Consider the following 21,033-nt stretch of genomic DNA (forward strand, 5'->3'; position numbering starts at 1 on the left):
TTCGGCCCATGCTGTCGACAGAATCGGACCGGCCTTTCGGGGTCGGTCCGATTGCGCTGTCAGGGCCTAATTGGGGGGCCATCGGCATGATCCGCATCAAGGCTGGGGTGCCCCGCAGTGTGGGGCGGCCCCGGACGGACTCACGGGGACCCGGTCGCCGGCGGCTTCCCGCCTGGCTCCGGACGAGCACCCGTCGGCCCGCCCGCCGACCGTTGCGGCGGGCCCTTTCGTTAGGGCTGCCCACGGTCTGGGGCGCCGTCGCGATCACCTACAAGCTGGCCTGTCCGCTCGCCCAGCAGAACGGCTTCGGGGCGCGCGCCGTCACCAGTGCCGTCTTCTTCGTTGTGGGCACCGGACTGGTCGTCCACGTCCGACACGCCCTGCTGCGTGAACTCAGGCAGGCCCGCCGCATCGCGGGCGCCGCGCAGAGCGCGTTACTGCGGCCTCTGCCCCCGCGCATCGACGGGCTGCACGTCGCCGCCGCCCAGCTGTCCGCGGACCGCGACGCCGCCATCGGCGGTGACCTGTACGACGTCATCGCCACCGAACACGGCGTCCGGGTCGTGATGGGCGACGTCCGAGGGCACGGCCTCACCTCCATCGCCACGGCCGCCGCCGTCCTCGGCAGCTTCCGCGAGGCCGTGCACGACGAGCCCGAACTCGGCGGTGTGCTGCGCAGACTGGACCGCGCGTTGGCCCGCCATCTGCGCGAGCGCTCCCGCGCCGAACACCCCTCCACCGGCGAGGAGCCCGACAACCCGGTCGCCGAGGAGTTCGTCACCGTACTGCTGCTGGAGATCGGCCGGGATGGAGAGGTGCGGGCATTGAACTGTGGCCATCCGTGGCCGTATCTGCTGAGCGGCACAGGGGTCGAGTCCCTCTCGCACGTGGCCCCCTTCCCACCCCTCGGCCCGTTCCCACTGCCGCGCGATCTGTCGCCCCTGGAGTGCGGCCACCTGCTCCCGGGCGAGGCCTTGGTCCTGCACACGGACGGAGCGGAGGACGCAAGGGACAGCCGCGGCCGCTTCTTCTCGTTGCGCGACGCACTGTCCAGGGTTGCCCGCAGCACCCCTCAAGCCTTGTTGGGTTCGGTCTTCACCGCCCTCCTGAACCACACTGGCGGCACTCCGGCGGACGACATCGCCTTACTGGTACTCAGAAACGACCGGCAAGTGCGGCATGCCTCAGGGGCGCGGGGAACTGCGCGACAAGCCCCAACGCACCCGCAGCCGACCACACACCTGTGACAGCACCGGCGTTTGGTCGCACCGTCCGCCGAGCCACGGAGTGTCGGGCAGGCAGCTTCGGCGGACGGCGCGAAACGGGCCGCCGCACTGTACGAGGGGGAGCCGGCGGCCCGACCGGCCTCTTGCGAGGCATTTCAGTCAACCGGCTGGAAACTCTCCGCAACAGTGCGCGCACGCTGCGGATTCGAGCACTCCGTTCACACCCCGTGTGAAGGGGTTCGCACTACTCTGTCCGCACCGAGCCAACGGGGGCCTCCCATGCAGCCCAACACTCTGCTCGACGCCATCCTGGACGAGGCGGGGATCTCGCACGCGGGACTCGCCGCCCATGTGAACCAGGCGGGACGGGCGCGTGGACTCGCGCTCCGCTACGAACACACCGCCGTGGCACGGTGGTTGAAGGGCCAGCGGCCCCGCGGCCAGGTACCCGACCTGATCTGCGAGGTGCTGGCCGGCCGGCTGCAACGCCCCGTCACCCTCGACGACATCGGCCTCGGCGTGCCCGGCGAGCCGTCCGCCCCGCACGGCACCTCGCTGTCCGGGTTCGTCGAGCGGGCCACCGCCCTGTGGCGCTCCGACGAACAGCAGCGTCCGCACATCCTGGGCGCGCCCGCGGTCACCGGCACGCCCGCCGTCATGCCCGTGTGGGAGTGGGAGAACCCGCCCGAGGACGTGGACGTCTCGCGTGGCGGCCGGCACCGGGTCACCCCGGCCGACCTCGAGATGCTGCGCGCCGCACGTACCCACTACGAGCAGATGTACCGCAAGGCCGGCGGCGTGGCGACCCGCAGCCGCATCGTCGGCTTCCTGAACGCCGAGGCCGCCCCGCTGCTGCGCGGCAGCTACACCGACGCCACCGGCCGCCAACTCCACCGGGCGACCGGCGGTTTAGTCGCCATCGCCGGCATCTGCGCCTACGACTCCGACGCTCACGGCCTCGCCCAGCGCTACTTCCACCAGGCGCTGCGGCTCGCGAAGGCCAGTGGGGACAGGGGACTTGGCGCGTACGTCATCGCGCTGCTCGTCAACCAGTCGCTCTTCATGCGGGAGTACCGCCAGGCCGTCGCCTTCGCGGAGGCCGCGCTGCGCGCCGCCGGCAAGCACATCACGCCGGCGCTCGCCTCCGACCTGTACGCGATGCAGGCGAAGGCGTACGCACACCTCGGCGACGGCACGAGCGCGCTGTCCTGCATCCGGCGGGCCGAGCAGGCCGCCGAACGCATCCGGCGCGGATACGAGCCCGACGAAACGGGCTATGTCCAGCCGGGACTGGTCAATGTCCAGGTGGCGGAGGCGCTCCTCAGCCTCGGCGAGCTGGCGGCGGCCGCGGAGCACGCCGCGGCGGCCGTCGACAACCCCGCCCACGACCGGGGCAGGGTGCACCGGCTCGCCATGCTCAGCACGATCGCCCTGCGCCAGGGCAACGCCGACAAGGCGGTGGCCACCGCCGTACAGATGGCCGAACAGGCCCGCGGGATGGAGTCCCAGCGGTTGCGCGACAGACTCCGGGCGGTACGCGAACACCTGGTGCGCAGCGGCTGCGCCGGCACGGCCGAGGCAGCCGAACTCATCGACGGCGCGCTGCGCGTACCGCTGTAAGCGGGTACACGAGCACCGACACCTCATAGTCCCTGCTGCGATATTGCCACTTACTCGACGGAAGGTGGCAGAACCGTGCAGTGGACGAAACAGAACGAACAAACCGTGTATGAAAACCGCTGGTTCAGCGTCAATCTCGCCGATGTGGAGCTGCCGGACGGTCGGCACCTCGATCACTTTTTGATACGGCTGCGGCCCGTCGCCGTGGCCACGGTGGTGAACGAGGCCAATGAGGTCCTCCTCCTGTGGCGCCACCGCTTCATCACCGACAGCTGGGGGTGGGAACTCGCCGCGGGCGTGGTCGAGGACGGCGAGGACATCGCCGTGGCGGCCGCCAGGGAACTCGAGGAAGAGACCGGCTGGCGACCGGGACCGCTGCACCACCTCATGACCGTGGAGCCCTCCAACGGGCTCACCGACGCCCGGCACCACATCTACTGGGCCGACGAGGGCGAGTACGTCGGACACCCCGTGGACGACTTCGAATCAGACCGCCGGGAATGGGTTCCCCTCAAACTCGTCCCCGACATGGTCGCCCGCGGGGAGGTCCCGGCCGCCAACATGGCGGCCGCGTTACTCCTGTTGCACCATCTCAGGCTCGGGCAGGACACCTTGCCCTGACATCCCCACCCACATCTCCCGATGCCTCAGTGTCCCAGGGCCTGCCAGACGGCGACGATGAGTGCGCCCACGGCCGTGACGGCTGCGACAGCCGGCAGCGGCCAGCGGGCGTGCTCCAGGGCGACGATCCGTGCGCTCAGGTTGTCGATTTCCTTGTTCGTCTCCTCCGTACGATGGCTGAGCAGCGCCAGCCCTCCCTCGACGCGTGCGTACGCGACATCGAGGCGGCGACGTAACTCTGCGAGTTCTCCATGGACCACGGGATGTTCGGGGTCGGCGGTCACTGGTCCGCTCCTTTCCGTAGTCGTCACATCCCTTGCATGCGCATGAAGAGTCAACTCGCCTGGTGGACGCGTGGGGAGAGTGTGCGACGGGCATATGCGAGCCCGGCGCGCACACGGTGTGTGAATACGGCGGGCCCGGCGCTCCGAAGAGTGCCGGGCCCGTGGCCGTCGCACTGTGTAACCGGCACCCTGGAACGGGCACTGTGCAATCGGCCGTAGATCAGACGTAGTTCAGCTGTAGGTGTAGAAGCCCGAGCCGGACTTCCGGCCCAGCCGGCCGGCGTCGACCATGCGCTGCAGCAGCGGGGGAGCGGCGTACAGCGGCTCCTTGTACTCCTCGTACATCGAGTACGCCACGGAGGCGACCGTGTCCAGGCCGATCAGGTCGGACAGCTTCAGCGGGCCCATCGGGTGGGCGCAGCCGAGCTCCATGCCGTTGTCGATGTCCTCGCGGCTGGCGATGCCCGACTCGAACATCCGGATCGCGGAGAGGAGGTACGGGATCAGCAGCGCGTTCACCACGAAGCCGGAGCGGTCCTGGGCGCGGATCGCGTGCTTGCCCAGCAGCTTCTCCGCGAAGGCCTGGGCCCGGCTGAGCGTGCCCTCGGAGGTGGTGAGCGCCGGGATCAGCTCGACGAGCTTCTGCACCGGGGCCGGGTTGAAGAAGTGGATGCCGACGACCTGGTCGGGGCGCGAGGTGGCGACCGCCAGCCGCACCAGCGGGATGGAGGAGGTGTTGGAGGCCAGGATCGCGTCCGGGCGGGTCACCACCTGGTCGAGCACCTGGAAGATCTCGGTCTTCACCTGCTCGTTCTCGACGACGGCCTCGATCACCAGGTCGCGGTCCGCGAACTCGCCGAGGTCGGTGGTGAAGCTGAGCCGCGCCTGCGTCTCCTCCAGCTCCGCCGCGCTGATCTTGCCGCGCTCGGCCGCCTTGGCAAGAGAGTTGAGCAGCCGGGTCCGGCCGATCTCCAGGGCCTCGCCGGTGGTCTCGGCGACCTTCACATCCAGTCCGGCCCGGGCGCACACCTCGGCGATGCCCGCTCCCATCTGGCCGCAGCCGACCACTCCGACGCGCTCGATGTCGCTCACATCGTCCCTTTCGCTGGTCCACGGACATCGCAGGATCTCGTGGTGAAGATGCCCCTTGGTGAAGATGCCCTGCTCCGTTCGTGCAGGTTACTGGAAAGTATCGATGATCGATCAGTGGGGTCGGGCATCCTGGGCGCGAACGATCCGCGGTCGGGCGGATCCTTGGGGTTCTTGGGGTGTACAGATGGGGCGTTTGTCACGTCGGGCGTTCGCGCTGGCCGCGCTGACGACGGTCACCACGGCCTCGGGCAGTGCGTCGGCCGCACCTGCCCGCCGGCCGCGGGAGGCCAGCGAGATGCGGGGCGTGTGGGTGGCGACCGTGGCGAACCGGGACTGGCCCTCCCGCGCGGGTCTGAGCGCCGCGGACCAGCGTGCCGAGCTGCTCGCCCACCTCGACAAGGCCGTGGAGTCCGGCCTCAACACGGTGGTCTTCCAGGTGCGCCCCACGGCCGACGCGCTGTGGCCCTCACCGTACGAACCGTGGTCGCAGTACCTCACCGGCACCCAGGGCAAGGACCCCGGCTGGGACCCGCTGGGCACCGCCGTCGAGGAGGCCCACGCCCGCGGCCTGGAACTGCACGCCTGGTTCAACCCGTACCGCATCTCCAATCAGGCGGATCCGACGAAGCTCATCTCCTCCCACCCCGCCCGCCGGCACCCGGAGTGGGTGGTGACGTACGGCGGGAAGCTCTACTACAACCCCGGGCTGCCCGCAGTACGCGCCTTCGTGCAGAAGGCGATCCTGGACGCGGTGAAGAAGTACCCGCTGGACGCGGTCCACTTCGACGACTACTTCTACCCGTACCCGGTGGCGGGCCAGACCTTCGACGACGACGCGGCCTTCGACGAGTACGGCGGCGGCTTCTCGAACCGGGCCGACTGGCGGCGCGACAACATCGACAGGCTGGTCCTGGAGACGGCGGCCCGGATCAAGCGGATCCGGCCCACCACCCAGTTCGGCATCAGCCCCTTCGGAGTGTGGCGCAACGCCGCCACCGACCCGCTCGGCTCGGACACCCGGGCCGGTGTGCAGTCGTACGACGACAACTACGCCGACACCCGCAAGTGGGTCCAGAAGGGCTGGATCGACTACCTCGTGCCGCAGCTGTATTGGTTGGCACAACCTCTTGACCAGCAAGTTCCTGCGAATTATTCCGTCCTCGTGCCCTGGTGGTCGGAGGTGGCGAGGCACAGCAGGACGAAGCTCTACATCGGCGAAGCCCTGTACAAGGCGGGCGACCCGGCGCAGCCCAAGCAGTGGCAGGACCCGGCCGAACTCTCCCGGCATCTCACGCTGGCTGCGGAGCATCCGGAGGTGAAGGGCCACGTCTTCTTCGCTGCCAAGGAGGTCGGGGCAGACCCGATCGGTGCGATGGCTCGCGTGGTTGCCGACCATTACCAGCGGCCAGCGAAGGTGCCGCGATGACGGGTAGCAGGAGTACGGGACTCGACGGTTCCTATGCCCTGCTTGCCAAGCTCCTTGATCAACACAGCGAGCAGGAGCAGGCCCACATCAGTGGGGCGCTACTCAGGGCTGAGGCGGTTCCCCGGCAGCAACGCGTAGAACCGGGGGAAGTCACTCCCCTGCCCCGGAGAAGGTCCGGGGCTACGTCCATCAAGGTCGCTGTCAGAAGGCAAGGGGCAAAGCAGTCCTGAGCCCCTCTCAGGGGCACGAGAGACCCTCGCGTACAGCAGTGAGCCCCCTCTCAAAGCTGAAAGGGGGCTCTGTGCGGCTTCTATGTCGATCAGAGGGCGTCGACGAACGCTGACCATGCGGAACGTCCGAAGACCAGGGAAGGGCCTTCCTTGGCCTTGGAGTCACGGACGGGCACGGCCGGAAGACCGTCAACGACCTCGACGCACGTGCCGCCGTTGTCGCTGCTGTACGAACTCTTGCGCCAAGCCGTCTCCGGCAGGCTGTTTGCGCGGATCACGTTGCTACTTCCTTCATGACTTCGGCGATCAGGTCGACCGACTTCTGAACGTCAAGGGCAGTGCCCATGAGCAGATCATAGGCTCGTTGGGCGGCCTTGACCTCTGTCGGGTCGGCCAGAAGCTGGCCCTTCAGGAAGCCGTCCACGTACACCACCGGATTGCCCTCCGCGAAGGTCAGCGAGTGGAACGGTCCGGCGATGCCTGCGTGTGCCCCCGCCGAGAACGGCACCACCTGAATCACGGTGGATGGCCGCTCGGATACATCGATCAACTGCTGTAGCTGCTCGCGCATCACCTGACTGTCGGCCACCTTGCGCCTCAGTGCGTATTCCTCCATGACGACCCACAACTCGGGCGGAGTCTCTCGTTCGAGGATGGCCTGTCGTTCCATGCGGGCGTCCAGTAGCCCGTCAACGTCGTTGCTGCGTCCAGAGGCCAGGACGGCGTGAGCGTAGGCCCTTGTCTGTAGGAGTCCAGGGATGATCATCGTGTCGAATGCGCGGATGATGGCTGCTTGGGCTTCAAGCTCGACGTACGGCCGGAACCAACTCGGGTACGCGTACTTGATGACCAGAGGCCACAGTCGTTCGAAATGGCCACCTGTTTGGAAGAACTCATCCGCGTGCAGCGCGAAGTTCTTGGATGGTACGCGCTTGGCGTTCTCGATCTTGTTGACCAAAGTGCGGTTGCAGAAACACGCGTCAGCAAGTGCTTGTTGCGACTTGCCCTGTTCGGCGCGGAGCCGCTGCAACTCGTCCCCGAAGAACTTCAGCATGCTGTCGGTCTCGTTCTGCTCTTCGAGTACGGCCACCGGCTCAACCTTCCCTGTGACATGGGGTGTTGTCACACGTGACACCCGCGACTGTCAACACCTCGGACCTGTTGATCGTAACGCCGGACGGCGACGATGGAACTACGAACAGCAACCTCCGAGAGGTATGGAAATGGTGTCCCCCCACGACGATCCTGATGTGCGACCGGCAGCTGTTGAGGCGTCAGAGGTGTCCATCGCACTCGGCGGAGCACTCGACGATGCCGGGATCAGGCTCCCCCAGTTCGCGGTCGCCACCAGTGGAGAATTCTTGATCCGGCTTGGTGCCTGCAACGTGCGCGTCGGCATGGTTCTGCACAACATCATTCGCGACGGGCTCACGTTGCGTGCCAGGCACCCTGAGGAGTCCGTCAATGCCCGGTGAGCCCACTGATGTTCCCGAGAAAGTCAAGAAGAAGAACGAGGAGAGTAAGAGTGGATGGGGACGTCGATGAGCTGGCCGCCACGTGTGACGTCTTCCGACGATGAAGTGCCCCGGGAACTTCGGTCTTGGCGATTCACTGCCGATGGCCCATTTTGGGGAGCGGTTCTCTGCCTTCTGATCTGGTTCTCTGTGTGTGGCTACATCGTCGTCTTAGTGGTGCTAGAGAAGAGGACCCCTTGAACTCCCGCCTCCGTCAAGGATGATTCCGAAGACTGGTCTCCCCTTGCCAAGTCAGAGCCCTTGGCGGAGGCGGGGTATCACGCCTTCCCTTACCGGTGGATACGGTCCCGTGTATCCCCGCAAGAACCGGTGAGGGAAGGCTTTTGTATTTCTTCTTGGGCTTGTTGATCTGCCCTGGTGATGGCGCGGTTTGGGCACGCCGCCGGCCGTAGAGGCTTTTGGGCGGGAGCTGCCATGGGGCGAGTGAACAGGGGGCCTTACGCTCGCCAGCGGATCGGGCAGTCTCTTGGAGCCTGCCCGCAATAGCCCGATCGGCCCCCTGTTCTTCGAGGCTCGCCCCATGGTGGCTGCCTAAAAGCCTCGTAGGCCGTCGGCCCCCGGCCCAAGAGGGTGAACCCAAACTCCAGCTGTTCCGGCGGGTATGAACTGGCTGATGCCGCGTGGGACAGGTTCTTGGGCTGGCCGGTGAGAGTGTCGTGGTCCGGATCGGTGGCTGGGCTGCTGGAGGCCGTGAGTCTCGGGCCAGAGTTCACGGGGTCGGGGCGGGCAAGGTGGGCCGTGCTGGATCTGGCGCACATCTCCGGGCGCGTCTGGTGTGCGCCGGGGCGGCGGCGCCCCGGACCGGACCGGCCGAAGGCCGCATGCCGGGCCGGGGTGCGGCAAGCCGTTCCGGCGGCGCGCCGAAGGCGCGCCTGGACAAGGTAAAGCCAGATTCCGCCACCCCCCGAACCGCTGACCGCTCCCGTCTCCCGCTGGATGCACGGCGCGGAATGCAACCGGCCGGACAGAAACGCTCGGTCCACCGTTGCCGGAGCCGAGAGACTCCCGCCCTGCGGACGTGCCCTCAAGTGCCTTCGCCTCGGCGGTAATTCAGTTGACGTACCGCTGCCGTTATGAGTCGGCGCGAGCTGATGTGGTTCTTACTCCGGCCGATTCCATTACGGAGTTCCGGAAGTTCCCGATGTGCCGGTGGTGTGTATCACGGAAAAGTAACAGGCCGTTGTCGGTGGCAACTCATATAATTCAAAGGCAAGTTGACTGCGCCTGATCAGGGCGTATGCAGGATACGCGCCCTGTGAGCGCAAAGGAGAGAAGCCATGAACACCCGTTACCTACTTCCCGATTTCAGGCTCTGGAGGCCGCGCCATGTCTGCCGAACCACGCACCATCACCGCACAAGCAACCAACCTGTCCGCCGGATCGTCCGCTCCGGCCGGGCGTTCCGACGCTCTGGCGCGCGAACTACGTCTGCAAGCTCTCTCAGAGGTGGACCGTGACCTTATACGGCTCGTCAACGATCCGCTCTTCTCCCGCTGGAAGGAGCAGATCAAAGCAATTGGCGGCTGCGCCAATCCCATTTACCTGTCCGGTTCCACGGTCACCCGTAATGCCGTCACGGGTGAGGTGTTCTCCTCGTACTCGACGGACGGGGAGCCTGGTGAGCGGCTGGCGGTGCGCTGCCGTAACCGGCGTGCCTCGGTGTGCGAGCCGTGCTCTCGCCTGCATGCCGGGGATACCTTCCAGCTGATCCGTGCGGGCTTGTCCGGCGGCAAAGGTGTACCGGATGCGGTGCGGGATCGGCCCCGGCTGTTCGTCACGCTGACCGCCCCCTCGTTCGGGCCGGTACATCGCGTGCTCGACGGAGATCGGTGCCGTCCGCGCCGGGATGATCCGCGCTGCGAGCATGGGCTGCGCCTCGGCTGCGGCCTGGTGCACACCGAGGATGACCCGCTGGTCGGCCTGCCGCTGTGCCCGGACTGCTACGACTACACCGGGCATGTGCTGTGGCACGCACACGCCGGACGGCTATGGGACCGGTTCACCACCGCCGTACGGCGTCACCTGGCCTCGGCCGGTGGGATACCGCGCTCCAAGCTCGGTGAGCACCTGGTGGTGTCCTTCGCCAAGGTCGCCGAGTTCCAGCGGCGCGCGGCGATCCACTTCCATGCCGTCGTACGCCTGGACGGGCCGGACGGTCCCGCCTCATCCGCGCCGGACTGGGCCAGTGAGGACCTGCTCCTGGACGCGGTCGAGCACGCTGCCGCGTCCAGCTTCGTCACGGTGCCGGACTCCGGCGCCTACGGCACCGAACGGGTCGGCTGGGGAGAGCAGTTCGACGCCCACCCGATCCGCCCTCTCCCCGATAGTGACATTCCGTCAGATGCGGCCGTCGCCGGGTACGTCGCCAAGTACGTCACCAAGGGCGCGGCCGACACAGCTGCCGGACTGGACTACCGCGTCACCAGCCTGGAAGACATCCGCGCGGCGGTCGTCAACAGTCACGTACGGGCCCTGATGGGTACCTGCTGGCGCCTGGGCGGCCTCGCCGAACTGGAACACCTCCGGCTCCGCGCCTGGGCTCATGGCCTCGGCTACCGGGGCCACATCCTCACCAAGTCCCGCCGCTACTCCACCACCTACGGCGCACTGCGCGAGGAGCGCGCCGACCACCGCAGGGGCGACACCAAACCCGGGGACGATCCGAACACAGTCACGGAATCGGCCTGGCGCTACGCCGGATCCGGCTACACCCCCGGCGCCGCCGAATTCGCTGCCGGAATCGCCGAGAGCCACGCCCAGAGCCTCCAACTGGCCAAGGAGGCACGGGAGGACGCGCAGCAGTGGGGGGAGTGGTTGTGAGTAATGCTAAGAAAAGGAGGAAACGGCAGTCCGGTGAAGTGATATCCCGCTCGCGGATCGTTGGGCGGGGCGAAAGAGTTACGGTGCGCGTGTATCGAGTCAGTGAGAGTGGAGAGCGGAAACTCGTCCGCGTAAAGAAGCCCTGACGTAAAGGAACCCCGGCTCCCTTGTGGGTGCCGGGGTTCCTTGCATTCTCAGAAACCAGTCTTGAAGGCGTCCTCTCGGATTACCAGGCGCTCCCTGACGTCCTCGGGAATCAGTAGGTCTGCCTCAACCTCGTTTGACTCGTTGTATCCCACCTCGAATTTGATACCGGCACGCAGGAGATCCCGAGACATATCTTCCGTGCCTCCAGCCTCCCACTGCTGTTGGTACGTGCGACCACCATGAGTGAGAACCCACCTGTCTTTGGTGCTCTCCGGATCGATCTCGTCCATCTGCTTGAGTAGGGACTGAAGAGTTTCCTCGGCGGTCTCTTTGACGAATCCCCCTCGGTCGAACCGGCCTCGGGGGGCGAGGCCTTCCATGTAGTACTTGATGGATGCTTCTACCTGGCGGAGCTGGTCTCGCTTTTCTGCACCACGGGCGTATTCCCTGTACTCAACGGGATGATCCCCAAGCTCCTCAAGCACAGCCTCCACGAGAGCCGCGTAAAGCTCTTGAGGGTCTGCTCCCTTGCCCCCGCATACACGGCACCGAAGGTACTTGTACCGAATTCCTCGGCTGGTCGATGTACGTACGGTGTAGTTGGTCTTGCAGATGCGGCAGACGATGACACCAAGGAACTTGGTTGCCCCTGCAGTCCATGGATTTTCATTGGTTCTGCTGGCTCGGTCGAGGGCGCTCTGTAGCTCGTCGAACTCTTCCTGAGTCAGGATAGGTTCCGCTACCCTGATGGGATTTCCCTTGCCGTCGAGCACTTCCTTCGAGCGCTTCCGTCCGGACCGGCTAGAGGTCTCAACACGCAATCCCATGATGGCGGGATTACGAAGCTGAATGAGGAGTGTGGTTGAGGTCCACTTCCCGCCGTTCGCCCCCGGGATTCGTGCGCGATTGAGAATCTTGGCCATCTTCGAAGCGGAGACGCCTCGTAGCGCCGCGCCGTAAGCCCAGCGCAAGATCCTGTAACGGAAGGGGTCAATTACGAGGCGGACCTTCTCGCCTTTGCCCTTTTCTGTCATGTACCCAAACGGGGGGCGACCGATGATCCAGGTTTCCTGCGTCTTCGCGTGCTGCCACACGGAGGCAACTCGGATACCGGTGTTTGCGGCCTCGATCTCTGCCATGCCAGCAATGAGGGAGACGATTGTCTTGCCTATCGTGCTGGAGAGGTCGATGGGGTCGTGAAGGGACTTGAGGTTCTTCCCGTACTCCTGGCACCAGTTGATGATCACTTGTAGGTCCAGGATGCGGCGGACGAAGCGGTCCAGCTTCCAGAACATCAGAACGTCGAACTCGGGGGACCGGTCGTTGAGCCACTCCCCCAGTTCCTTGCGCTTCCAAGGCGGGACCTTGGTCGCCGATACGTTCAGGTCCCTGGCGACTCCTACGACTCTGACCCTGTCGTCGTTCGCCTTGCGCCAGAGGTCCAGCTCTTGGCGTACCGGAGACGTCGTGTCGTCGGTCAGGATCGACAGGCGCACTGAGAGCAGCGCGCGCGGAGAGTCCTCCGGGAGTTGCTCGTTCACAGACTTGAGGTGCGCAAGCTCGGTCAACTCGCCCTCTGTCCATGGGCGATCGTGGCTCGCTCTCGTGATCGTCATGCGGCAAGCCTAAGGTGTTTGTCACCTTGGATACACCTGGCCGCAGGTCTACTGGAACATCGGCTTCGCGGCCGCCGACTACGCCAAGCTGGTGTCCTGGTGGGCCAAGACGGCCCAGGGGAGCAGGACGAAGCTCTATGTGGGCGAAGCCCTGTACAAGGCCGGTGATCCGGCGCAGGCGGCGGCCTGGCAGGACCCCGCCGAGCTCTCGCGGCACCTCACCCTCGCCAAGGACCACAGCGAGGTGCGCGGACATGTCTTCTTCGCCGCCAAGGAAGTGACGGCGGATCCCATCGGCGCCATGGCGCGGGTGGTCGCCGACCACTACGGGCGGCCGGCGAGGACCCCGCGCTGACCTACCTGCCGAGCTCCTTGTGCCGGATCTCGGTGTCGGGGCCGGGTGAGCACACGCCCTCGTGCCCGTCCTCGAAGCGGACGCGGTACGGGGGGTTGCCCTCCTGGCCCATCACTTCGACGATCTCGCCGATCTTGTCGTGCTGTCCGACCACCCTGCCGTGCTGGACGATCTGGTCGCCCACGGTTGCACGCATCTGAAGGGCCTCCTCACCATGTGCGGGAGCAGCGGTCCGTGGCCTTGAGTTTACGGCGCGGGGGCCCGGTTGGGACCGGCGCGTGCACGCCGCTCAGCCCCGCGCCCGCTGGGTGACGGCGATGCACACGAGCACCGCCGCGGCGGTCAGCGGGGCGGCCACCGTCAGGTGCTCGCCGAGCAGCAGCACCGACCACACCAGTGTGAGCAGGGGCTGGGCCAACTGCAACTGGCTGGCCTTGGGGATCCCGATGGCCGCCATGCCCCGGTACCAGACGACCAGACCGAGGAACTGCGAGCCCGCAGCCACCCACAGCAGTCCGGCGACGCTGTGCGCGGTGAGGTGCACGGGCTCGTGCGACAGCGCGACCACGGCGGCGGGCACGGTGAGCGGCAGACACAGCACCAGCGCCCAGCCGACGACCTGCCAGCCGGGCATGACCCGGGCCAGCAGGCCGCCCTCGGTGTAGCCGGCCGCGCACACCAGCAGCGCGGCGAAGAGATACAGGTCGGCGGAGGTCAGGGCGCCACCGCTCTGCTGCACGGTGAAGGCGACCACCGCGGCCGCGCCCGCGCCCGCCGCGGCCCAGAAGGTGCGGGAGGGGCGGGTGCCCAGGCGCAGGGCGGACAGCAGGGCGGTGGTCAGCGGGAGGAGGCCGACCACCACGGCGGCGTGCGCGGTGGTCGACGTCTGCAGCGCGAGCGTGGTCAGCAGCGGGAAGCCGACGACGACCCCGGCGGCGACGACCGCGAGGCCCGCCCAGTGGCGGCGGGCGGGAACCGGTACACGCAGCGCCAGCAGACAGGACCCGGCGATCAGCGCCGCGAGGACGCTCCGTACGGCCACCAGCGACCAGGCGCCGAAGCCTTCCAGGCCCCACGCGGTCGCGGGGAAGGTGAGGGAGAAGGAGACGACGCCGAGGGCGGCGAGGAGAGTGCCCCTCGTCCGGGAGACGGGGGACACGGGGGAGACGGGGGCGGCAACCGCTATCCGGGTGGAGGGGGTAGCGCTACTCTGTACTCTCATGCACGAGCGTAGCAGTGTCGGTGAACTGGTGGAACGGCTGAGGAGGGAACTCGACCGCTACTCTCCTGGTGGAAAGCTCCCGTCGAGCCGGGCCCTCGTCGAGCGCTACCGGGTGAGTCCGGTGACCGTCTCGCGGGCCCTCGGGCAGCTGGCCGCCGAGGGGCTCGTGGTCACCCGCCCCGGCGCCGGGGCGTTCCGCGCACGGCCACGCACGAGGCCCGCGCCGGCGGGGGACACGTCCTGGCAGGAGCTGGCACTGAGTGCGGACAGCGCCGCCGACCTCGTACCACGCTCGGTCGACGCCTCCGGTGTGCTGGTCTCGCTCGCCGCTCCGCCGCCCGGCGTCATCGAGTTCAACGGTGGCTATCTGCATCCGTCGCTCCAGCCCGAACAGGCGCTCGCCGCGGCGCTCGCCCGCGCCGCACGCCGTCCCGGCGCCTGGGGGCGACCGCCCATGGAGGGGCTGCCGGAGCTGCGCGAGTGGTTCGCGCGGAGCATCGGCGGGGCCGTCACCGCGGCCGAGGTGCTGATCTCCGCGGGCGGCCAGTCGGCACTCACCACCGCGCTCCGTGCACTGGCGCCTCCTGGTGCGCCCGTGCTGGTGGAGTCGCCCACGTATCCGGGCATGCTGGCGATCGCGCGAGCGGCCGGCCTCCGTCCGGTGCCGGTTCCGGTGGACGCGGACGGAGTCCGGCCCGCGTTGCTCGCCGACGCGTTCCGGGCGACCGGCGCCCGGTTGTTCGTCTGCCAGCCGCTGTTCCAGAACCCGACCGGTGCGGTACTCGCCCCCGAACGGCGCGCCGAGGTGCTGCGCATCGCGCGCGAGGCCGGTGCGTTCGTCGTGGAGGACGACTTCGTACGACGGCTCGTGCACGAGGACGCCGGGCCGCTGCCGCGGCCGCTCGCCGCCGACGATCCCGACGGCGGGGTCGTGTACGTCGGTTCGCTCACCAAGGCGACCTCGCCCAGCTTCCGGGTGAGCGCGCTCGTCGCACGCGGCCCGGTGCTGGAACGGCTGCGCGCCATCCAGGTGGTCGACACCTTCTTCGTCCCCCGGCCGCTCCAGGAAGCGGCGCTCGAACTCGTGGGCTCCCCGGCCTGGCCCCGCCATCTGCGCACGATCTCCGCGGAGTTGAAGACCCGCCGCGACACGATGACGGCGGCGCTGCGGTCGGGCCTCCCCGAACTCGCCCTCCCGCACATCCCGTCGGGCGGCTACCACCTCTGGCTCCGCCTTCCCGACGGCACGGACGAGTCTGCTCTGACGGCGGCCGCCCTGCGCGCGGGCGTCGCGATCACGCCGGGCCGCCCGTACTTCAGTGCCGAACCCCCCGCGGGACACGTGCGGTTGAGCTTCGCGGCGGTGGCGGGGACCGGTGAGATCGGCGAGGGCGTACGGCGGTTGCGGGGCGCGTGCGACGAGGTGCTCTAACTGATCGGTGCTATGCCGCACCTGAACTCGGCGGAGGCGAACAGCTCGGGCGTCAGACGTACGCCCGTGATGCGGTCGGCCAGGACGAAGGAGGCCGCGGTGAGAGTCTCGAAGTCCTGGTCGTCGCCTTCATCGCCATCGAGTCCTTCGTCGCCTTCGTCGGGTTCCTCCGTGTCGAAGCCCGCTTCCCGCATCTCGGTGAGGAGTTCGTCGGGGTGGCTGCCGTCGCGGGCGTGGGCGAAGAGGGGCTCGAAGTGCAGTCGCAGGGTGCCGTCCTCGAACCAGTTGAAGTGGTCCACCGCGTTGATGTTGCGGAAGTGGGAGACCACGGTGCGCCCCCGGGAGAGGGGGAGCATGATCTCGTCCAGGGTGCCGAGGTAGCCGTTGTACTCGACCATCAGCGCCCAGCCGTCCAGGTCGGCCGCGCCCACGAACAGCCGGCTGTGGCCGGACACGTCGTACGACGGCTCGTACAGCTCCTCGACGCCGGTGACCCGGCCGGCGGGCTCCGCCTTGAGGTTCCTGAGTAGTTCCTGGGCGGTGAGCCCTCGGACGAGGGTGATGCAGTACGCCTCCGTCAGGCTCTCGTACCGCTCTTCCAGCCACGCGTAGTCGGCGGCGGTCGTGGTCTCGGTCATGAGTTCAGCCTCGCACCCGCCACTGACAACGCCCGGATGGAAACCGTTCGACCTCGGCTTCCCCGTCCTGCGAAGATCCCACCATGACCGACCTCGCCGACGGCTACGAGATCTCCACCGACCCCGACCGCATCGACGCCGAGCGCGTCCACCACTGGTTGTCCACCGACGCGTACTGGGCGACCGGCCGTTCCCGGGAGAAGCAGGACCGCGCGATCGCGGGCTCGCTCAACTTCGGGGTGTACGAGACGGCTTCGGGGGATCAGGTGGCGTATGCCCGGGTCGTCACCGACCGGGTGACCTTCGCGTGGCTGTGCGATGTGTACGTCGATCCGTCGGTGCGGGGCGAGGGGGTCGGGACGGCGCTGGTCGAGGCCGTACGCGAGCACCTGCGGCCGTACGGGCTGCGGCGCATCCTGCTCGCCACGCACGACGCGCACGGGGTGTACGAGAAGGTCGGCTTCGCGGGGCTGGAGAAGCCGGACCAGTGGATGGTGCTCGTTTTCCAGTGATGTGTCCGGCCCCGTCATGACCTTGAAGTAAGGTTTCGCCAACCCTGCGTAACTCCCGGATAACACCCCTTGACCTGCGCACTTTCTCCACTCACCATCACCGCATGCCTCTTCGGATCACATTCGTCGCCGCCGCGCGCAGCTCCCCGCTGCTCGCGGAGCGCTTCGAGGACGACCGGCCGCTCGACCAGGCCGGCTGGGACGAGGTGCAGCGCGCCGCGGGGGAGTTGCTGCCGCTCGCGGCGGCGGAACTGCGCTACTGCTCGCCGATTCCGCGCAGTCGCGCCACCGGGGACGCCCTCGGTTACGCACCGCTGGTGCAACTCGCCCTGCGGGACTGCGACATGGGCCGCTGGCGCGGGCTGACCCTCGGCGAGGCGATGGCCCGTGAGCCGGGGGCCGTGGACGCCTGGCTCGCCGATCCCCGCGCCACGCCCCACGGCGGTGAGTCGCTGCTCGCGTTCATCTCCCGGGTCGGTGACTGGCTCGACACCCGGCCCGTCGGGGACGGTGGCCGTATCGTCGCCGTGGCCGAACCCTCCGTGATCCGGGCCGCCCTGGTGTACGCCCTGAAGGCGCCACCGTCGACGTACTGGAACATCGACGTACGCCCCCTGTCGACGACGACCGTCACGGGCCGCGCCGGACGCTGGACCCTCCGCTTCGAGGGGGCACCGGCCTAGGGCCTGGCGTCACATTCCCGCCTGCCGCGCGACGCCATGCACGCACTCTCGCCGCACCGGGCGCAGACCCACGTACAACCAGTACGAGCGCCTGTGTCCGGCACACCGAGAGCACGCACCTGACGCCGCGCGGCCCACCCTCCGGGCGGACGACGGGAATCTGTCGGCAGGCCCCAGGGCCTGTCCGGCGGATCACGCCGGAGACGCGGGGTTTGGCACGTACATCGGCGGCGTTGTCGTCGCTCTCCCCCGCTCTCGACTTCGCCCGAGCGGGAGGGCCCCCATCGCTCCGCGTCGGCTGCCTCCTCCGCCTTGCAGCTGCACGCGCCAAATCCCGCTCCCCTGCGTTGATTCGGCGCCCGCTGCTTTGCTCCAGCCTGATCCGGCTGATCCGGCTGATCCGGCTGATCCGGCTGATCCGGCTGATCCGGCTGATCCGGCTGATCCGGCAGATCCGGCAGATCGGGCTGATCGGGCTGATCCGGCTGGTCAGTCGGGCAGGCCCTGGCCCTCGCGGGCGTAGTCGGTGGTGAGGACGAGGTCCTTGGCGGGGCCGCCCACGCGCCACACGCTCCGCCAGTGGTCCCGGTCGTGGACGGTGAACTCGCCGCGATAGAGGTCCGCCGAGCAGGGGTGGTCGGCGATGTGCCGGCCGGAGGTCAGGTCGAGGTCGTGGAAGGGCCGGCCGTCCGCGAAGCGCACGTCCGCCGTCGCCGGTGAGGGTCCCGGCAGGAAACGCAGGGTGCGTTCGGCGGGCCGGGGGACGCCCTGCCAGGTGAAGGTTCCGGACTCGAAGTGCAGGAGCCCGTCGCCGTCCGACCGGCTGAAAACCGTCGTACCGCTGAAGTGGCCCGCCTCGCCGCTCGCCAGATCCCGCACCGACCGTTCCACCCGCCAGCTCCCGGCCAGATAGGTCAGCACGTCGGGTACTGGCCAGAACTCACCCATTCCGTCCCGCACTCCGTCCCATCCGTTGCTGCGCGACCCATTGACGCGTCTCGGCCCCCTCCCTATCTTGCCGTTCGAAGTGCTGATCATCGTCTGGTATTTCGAACGCAATTGTCGAGCCGCGGAGTATCCATGTCACGCACCACCCGAAACCGCCTGAGACTCGGCCTGGGGGCAAGCGCTTTCCTGCTGGCCGCGGGTCTCGTCCCCGCCCCCGCCCACGCCGAGGACGTCACGGACTACGCGATCACCGTCGATCCCACCACCAAGGGCGCGAAGATCGACGACACGATGTACGGCGTCTTCTTCGAGGACATCAACCGGGCCGCCGACGGCGGTCTGTACGCCGAGCTCGTGCAGAACCGATCCTTCGAGTACTCCGCCGCCGACAACACCTCGTACACCCCCCTCACCTCCTGGACGGTCGACGGCACGGGACAGGTGGTGAACGACGCCGGCCGGCTCAACGAGCGCAACCGCAACTACCTCTCCCTGAGCGCCGGTTCGTCCGTCACGAACGCCGGCTACAACACCGGCATCCGGGTGGACGAGGGCAAGAAGTACGACTTCTCGGTGTGGGCCCGCGCGGACAGCGGTACGGCCCTCACGGTCTCGCTGCAGGATGCCGACGGCACCCTGGCCACCGCCCGTCAGGTGGCCGTGACGAAGAGCGGCTGGGCCAAGTACAAGGCGACCTTCACCGCGACCCGCACCAGCAGCAACGGCCGCCTCACCGTGGCCTCCTCCGCCGCGGCCGCCCTCGACATGGTGTCCCTCTTCCCCCGCGACACCTACAAGAACGAGCCCAACGGCCTGCGCAAGGACCTCGCCGAGAAGGTCGCCGCCCTGCACCCGGGCTTCGTGCGCTTCCCCGGCGGCTGCCTGGTCAACACCGGCTCCATGGAGGACTACAGCGAGGCCTCCGGCTACCAGCGCAAGCGCTCCTACCAGTGGAAGGACACCATCGGCCCGGTCGAGGAGCGCGCGACCAATTCCAACTTCTGGGGCTACAACCAGAGTTACGGCATCGGCTACTACGAGTACTTCCGCTTCTCCGAGGACATCGGTGCGATGCCGCTGCCCGTCGTCCCGGCGCTGGTGACCGGCTGCGGCCAGAACAAGGCCGTCGACGACGAGGCGCTGCTCAAGCGGCACATCCAGGACACCCTCGATCTGATCGAGTTCGCCAACGGGCCCGTGACGTCGACGTGGGGCAAGAAGCGGGCGCAGATGGGCCACCCCAAGCCCTTCCATCTCACCCATCTCGAGGTCGGCAACGAGGAGAACCTCCCGAACGAGTTCTTCGCCCGGTTCAAGGAGTTCCGCGCCGCCATCGAGGCGAAGTACCCGGACATCACCGTCATCTCCAACTCCGGCCCGGACGACGCGGGTTCGACCTTCGACACGGCCTGGCAGCTCAACAGGGACGCCAAGGTCGACATGGTCGACGAGCACTACTACAACAGCACGCAGTGGTTCCTGCAGAACAACGACCGCTACGACTCCTACGACAGGAACGGCCCGAAGGTCTTCCTCGGTGAGTACGCCTCCTGGGGCAACGCCTTCAAGAACGGCCTCGCCGAAGCCGCGTTCATGACCGGCCTGGAGCGCAATGCCGACGTCGTCAAACTCGCCTCGTACGCACCGCTGTTCGCCAACGAGGACTATGTGCAGTGGAGCCCGGACCTGGTCTGGTTCAACAACCACGCCTCCTGGAACTCCGCCAACTACGAGGTCCAGAAGCTGTTCATGAACAACGTCGGCGACCGGGTGGTGCCCTCGACGGCCACCGGCACACCGTCGCTGGTCGGCCCCATCACGGGCGCCGTGGGCCTGTCGACCTGGGCGACGACGGCGGCGTACGACGACGTGAAGGTGACCGGCGAGGACGGGACCAGCCTGCTCACCGACGACTTCAGCGGTGACGCCTCCCAGTGGACCCACACCGGTGGTGGCAGCTGGAGCGTCCAGGACGGGCAGTACGTCCAGACCGACGTGGCCGCCGAGAACACCATGGTCTCGGCCGGAGACGCCTCCTGGCACGACTACGACCTGACGGTGAAGGCCACCAAGAAGTCCGGCAAGGAGGGCTTCCTCGTCGCCTTCGGCGTCAAGGACACCGGCAACTACTACTGGTGGAACCTGGGCGGCTGGAACAACACCCAGTCCGCCGTCGAACAGGCCGTGGACGGCGGCAAGTCGACGCTCATCTCGAAGGCCGGGACGATCGAGACGGGCCGGACCTACGACATCGACGTCAAGGTGAGGGGCCGTCAGGTCACCCTCTACCTCGACGGCGAGGAGTGGGGCAGCTTCACCGACGACAAGCCGGCCGAGCCGTTCCGTCAGGTCGTCACGAAGGACGCCAAGACCGGTGACCTGATCGTCAAGGTGGTCAACGCCCAGTCGGTCGCGGCCCGTACGGCCGTGGACCTGGGCGGTGCGAAGGTCGCCTCGGAGGCCCGCGTGACCACGCTGACGGCCGACCCGAACGCGACGAACACGGAGACCGAGACGCCGGTCGCGCCGGTGAAGTCCACGTTCGAGGGGGTCACCGACAAGTTCACCTACACCTTCCCGGCGAACTCCGTCACCTTCCTGAGGATCAAGCAGAGGTAGCCGGTTC

Annotated in this window: 19 protein-coding genes and 1 pseudogene; 11 read left to right on the forward strand and 9 right to left on the reverse strand. The window is 67.8% G+C overall.

Annotation, left to right across the window (positions count from 1 at the left end):
* The first annotated feature begins 86 nt into the window (after window positions 1-86).
* The 3 genes from IG08_RS0125420 to IG08_RS0125430 all read left to right on the forward strand — a co-directional run bounded on the left by IG08_RS0125420 (window position 87) and on the right by IG08_RS0125430 (window position 3,467).
* Window positions 87-1,247 (forward strand): PP2C family protein-serine/threonine phosphatase, encoded by a 1,161-nt coding sequence (locus IG08_RS0125420; RefSeq protein ID WP_078655741.1) that lies wholly within the window; start codon window positions 87-89, stop codon window positions 1,245-1,247.
* A gap of 258 nt (window positions 1,248-1,505) precedes the next feature.
* A complete protein-coding gene (locus IG08_RS0125425; RefSeq protein ID WP_030606638.1) occupies window positions 1,506-2,846 on the forward strand; it encodes an NsdA family TPR-like regulatory protein in 1,341 nt (446 codons plus the stop codon).
* A gap of 75 nt (window positions 2,847-2,921) precedes the next feature.
* Window positions 2,922-3,467, forward strand: coding sequence for an NUDIX hydrolase (locus tag IG08_RS0125430; protein WP_030606641.1), 546 nt, complete (start codon window positions 2,922-2,924; stop codon window positions 3,465-3,467).
* A gap of 26 nt (window positions 3,468-3,493) precedes the next feature.
* Here IG08_RS0125430 and IG08_RS0125435 read toward each other — a convergent pair whose 3' ends face one another.
* The gene (locus IG08_RS0125435) at window positions 3,494-3,751 is read right to left on the reverse strand and encodes a hypothetical protein (RefSeq protein ID WP_030606644.1); all 258 of its coding nucleotides are present in this window, start codon (window positions 3,749-3,751) and stop codon (window positions 3,494-3,496) included.
* Window positions 3,752-3,982: 231 nt separating this feature from the next.
* Window positions 3,983-4,843: a 3-hydroxybutyryl-CoA dehydrogenase gene (locus IG08_RS0125440; protein ID WP_030606646.1), complete on the reverse strand. Its 861-nt coding sequence runs from the start codon at window positions 4,841-4,843 to the stop codon at window positions 3,983-3,985.
* A 184-nt stretch (window positions 4,844-5,027) separates the two neighbouring features.
* Here IG08_RS0125440 and IG08_RS0125445 point away from each other — a divergent pair, with 184 nt between their 5' ends.
* Entirely contained in the window at window positions 5,028-6,269 is a 1,242-nt protein-coding gene (locus IG08_RS0125445; protein ID WP_030606649.1) for a glycoside hydrolase family 10-like protein, read from the forward strand.
* 319 nt (window positions 6,270-6,588) lie between these two features.
* Here the strand turns inward: IG08_RS0125445 and IG08_RS0125450 are convergent, their stop codons facing one another.
* Together IG08_RS0125450 and IG08_RS0125455 are read right to left on the reverse strand one after the other, a co-directional pair.
* Window positions 6,589-6,777 (reverse strand): DUF397 domain-containing protein, encoded by a 189-nt coding sequence (locus IG08_RS0125450; protein WP_106981022.1) that lies wholly within the window; start codon window positions 6,775-6,777, stop codon window positions 6,589-6,591.
* Entirely contained in the window at window positions 6,774-7,589 is an 816-nt protein-coding gene (locus tag IG08_RS0125455) for a helix-turn-helix domain-containing protein (RefSeq protein WP_030606655.1), read from the reverse strand. The genes IG08_RS0125450 and IG08_RS0125455 overlap by 4 nt, the downstream gene beginning before the upstream one ends.
* 190 nt (window positions 7,590-7,779) lie before the next feature.
* On the opposite strand from IG08_RS0125455, the gene IG08_RS0125460 reads away from it, so the two are divergent.
* Both IG08_RS0125460 and IG08_RS0125465 read left to right on the forward strand, forming a co-directional pair.
* A complete protein-coding gene (locus tag IG08_RS0125460; protein WP_030606658.1) occupies window positions 7,780-7,974 on the forward strand; it encodes a hypothetical protein in 195 nt (64 codons plus the stop codon).
* A gap of 1,386 nt (window positions 7,975-9,360) precedes the next feature.
* Window positions 9,361-10,854: a replication initiator gene (locus tag IG08_RS0125465; protein ID WP_234342976.1), complete on the forward strand. Its 1,494-nt coding sequence runs from the start codon at window positions 9,361-9,363 to the stop codon at window positions 10,852-10,854.
* A gap of 194 nt (window positions 10,855-11,048) precedes the next feature.
* Here IG08_RS0125465 and IG08_RS0125470 read toward each other — a convergent pair whose 3' ends face one another.
* Window positions 11,049-12,617 carry a recombinase family protein gene (locus IG08_RS0125470; protein ID WP_030606664.1) on the reverse strand — a complete coding sequence of 523 codons (1,569 nt, stop codon included), beginning with the start codon at window positions 12,615-12,617 and terminating at the stop codon, window positions 11,049-11,051.
* A gap of 25 nt (window positions 12,618-12,642) precedes the next feature.
* Between IG08_RS0125470 and IG08_RS0125475 the strand changes: the two are divergent.
* Window positions 12,643-12,972 (forward strand): annotated as a pseudogene (locus IG08_RS0125475) (family 10 glycosylhydrolase); the annotation flags it as partial.
* Between the two features lies 1 nt (window position 12,973).
* Here the strand turns inward: IG08_RS0125475 and IG08_RS0125480 are convergent.
* Window positions 12,974-13,168 carry a DUF1918 domain-containing protein gene (locus tag IG08_RS0125480; RefSeq protein ID WP_030606670.1) on the reverse strand — a complete coding sequence of 65 codons (195 nt, stop codon included), beginning with the start codon at window positions 13,166-13,168 and terminating at the stop codon, window positions 12,974-12,976.
* Window positions 13,169-13,261: 93 nt separating this feature from the next.
* Window positions 13,262-14,194, reverse strand: a complete 933-nt coding sequence (locus tag IG08_RS0125485) for a DMT family transporter (protein ID WP_030606673.1) — start codon at window positions 14,192-14,194, stop codon at window positions 13,262-13,264.
* On the opposite strand from IG08_RS0125485, the gene IG08_RS0125490 reads away from it, so the two are divergent.
* Window positions 14,193-15,626 (forward strand): aminotransferase-like domain-containing protein, encoded by a 1,434-nt coding sequence (locus IG08_RS0125490; RefSeq protein WP_030606676.1) that lies wholly within the window; start codon window positions 14,193-14,195, stop codon window positions 15,624-15,626. The two genes, IG08_RS0125485 and IG08_RS0125490, sit on opposite strands and share 2 nt — an antisense overlap.
* On the opposite strand, the gene IG08_RS60235 is transcribed toward IG08_RS0125490, so the two are convergent.
* Window positions 15,623-16,264, reverse strand: coding sequence for a DUF6461 domain-containing protein (locus IG08_RS60235; RefSeq protein WP_052424881.1), 642 nt, complete (start codon window positions 16,262-16,264; stop codon window positions 15,623-15,625). The genes IG08_RS0125490 and IG08_RS60235 overlap by 4 nt on opposite strands.
* 83 nt (window positions 16,265-16,347) lie before the next feature.
* Here IG08_RS60235 and IG08_RS0125500 point away from each other — a divergent pair, with 83 nt between their 5' ends.
* Both IG08_RS0125500 and IG08_RS0125505 read left to right on the forward strand, forming a co-directional pair.
* Entirely contained in the window at window positions 16,348-16,776 is a 429-nt protein-coding gene (locus IG08_RS0125500) for a GNAT family N-acetyltransferase (protein WP_030606694.1), read from the forward strand.
* A gap of 104 nt (window positions 16,777-16,880) precedes the next feature.
* Window positions 16,881-17,459 (forward strand): histidine phosphatase family protein, encoded by a 579-nt coding sequence (locus tag IG08_RS0125505; RefSeq protein WP_030606697.1) that lies wholly within the window; start codon window positions 16,881-16,883, stop codon window positions 17,457-17,459.
* A 489-nt stretch (window positions 17,460-17,948) separates the two neighbouring features.
* Here IG08_RS0125505 and IG08_RS0125510 read toward each other — a convergent pair whose 3' ends face one another.
* Entirely contained in the window at window positions 17,949-18,407 is a 459-nt protein-coding gene (locus IG08_RS0125510) for a DUF6314 family protein (protein WP_030606700.1), read from the reverse strand.
* A gap of 132 nt (window positions 18,408-18,539) precedes the next feature.
* Between IG08_RS0125510 and IG08_RS0125515 the strand changes: the two genes are divergently transcribed.
* Entirely contained in the window at window positions 18,540-21,026 is a 2,487-nt protein-coding gene (locus IG08_RS0125515) for an alpha-L-arabinofuranosidase C-terminal domain-containing protein (protein WP_030606703.1), read from the forward strand.
* Window positions 21,027-21,033 lie beyond the last annotated feature (7 nt).

It is taken from the genome of Streptomyces fulvoviolaceus, assembly GCF_000718165.1.
Taxonomy (GTDB): Bacteria; Actinomycetota; Actinomycetes; order Streptomycetales; family Streptomycetaceae; genus Streptomyces; species Streptomyces fulvoviolaceus.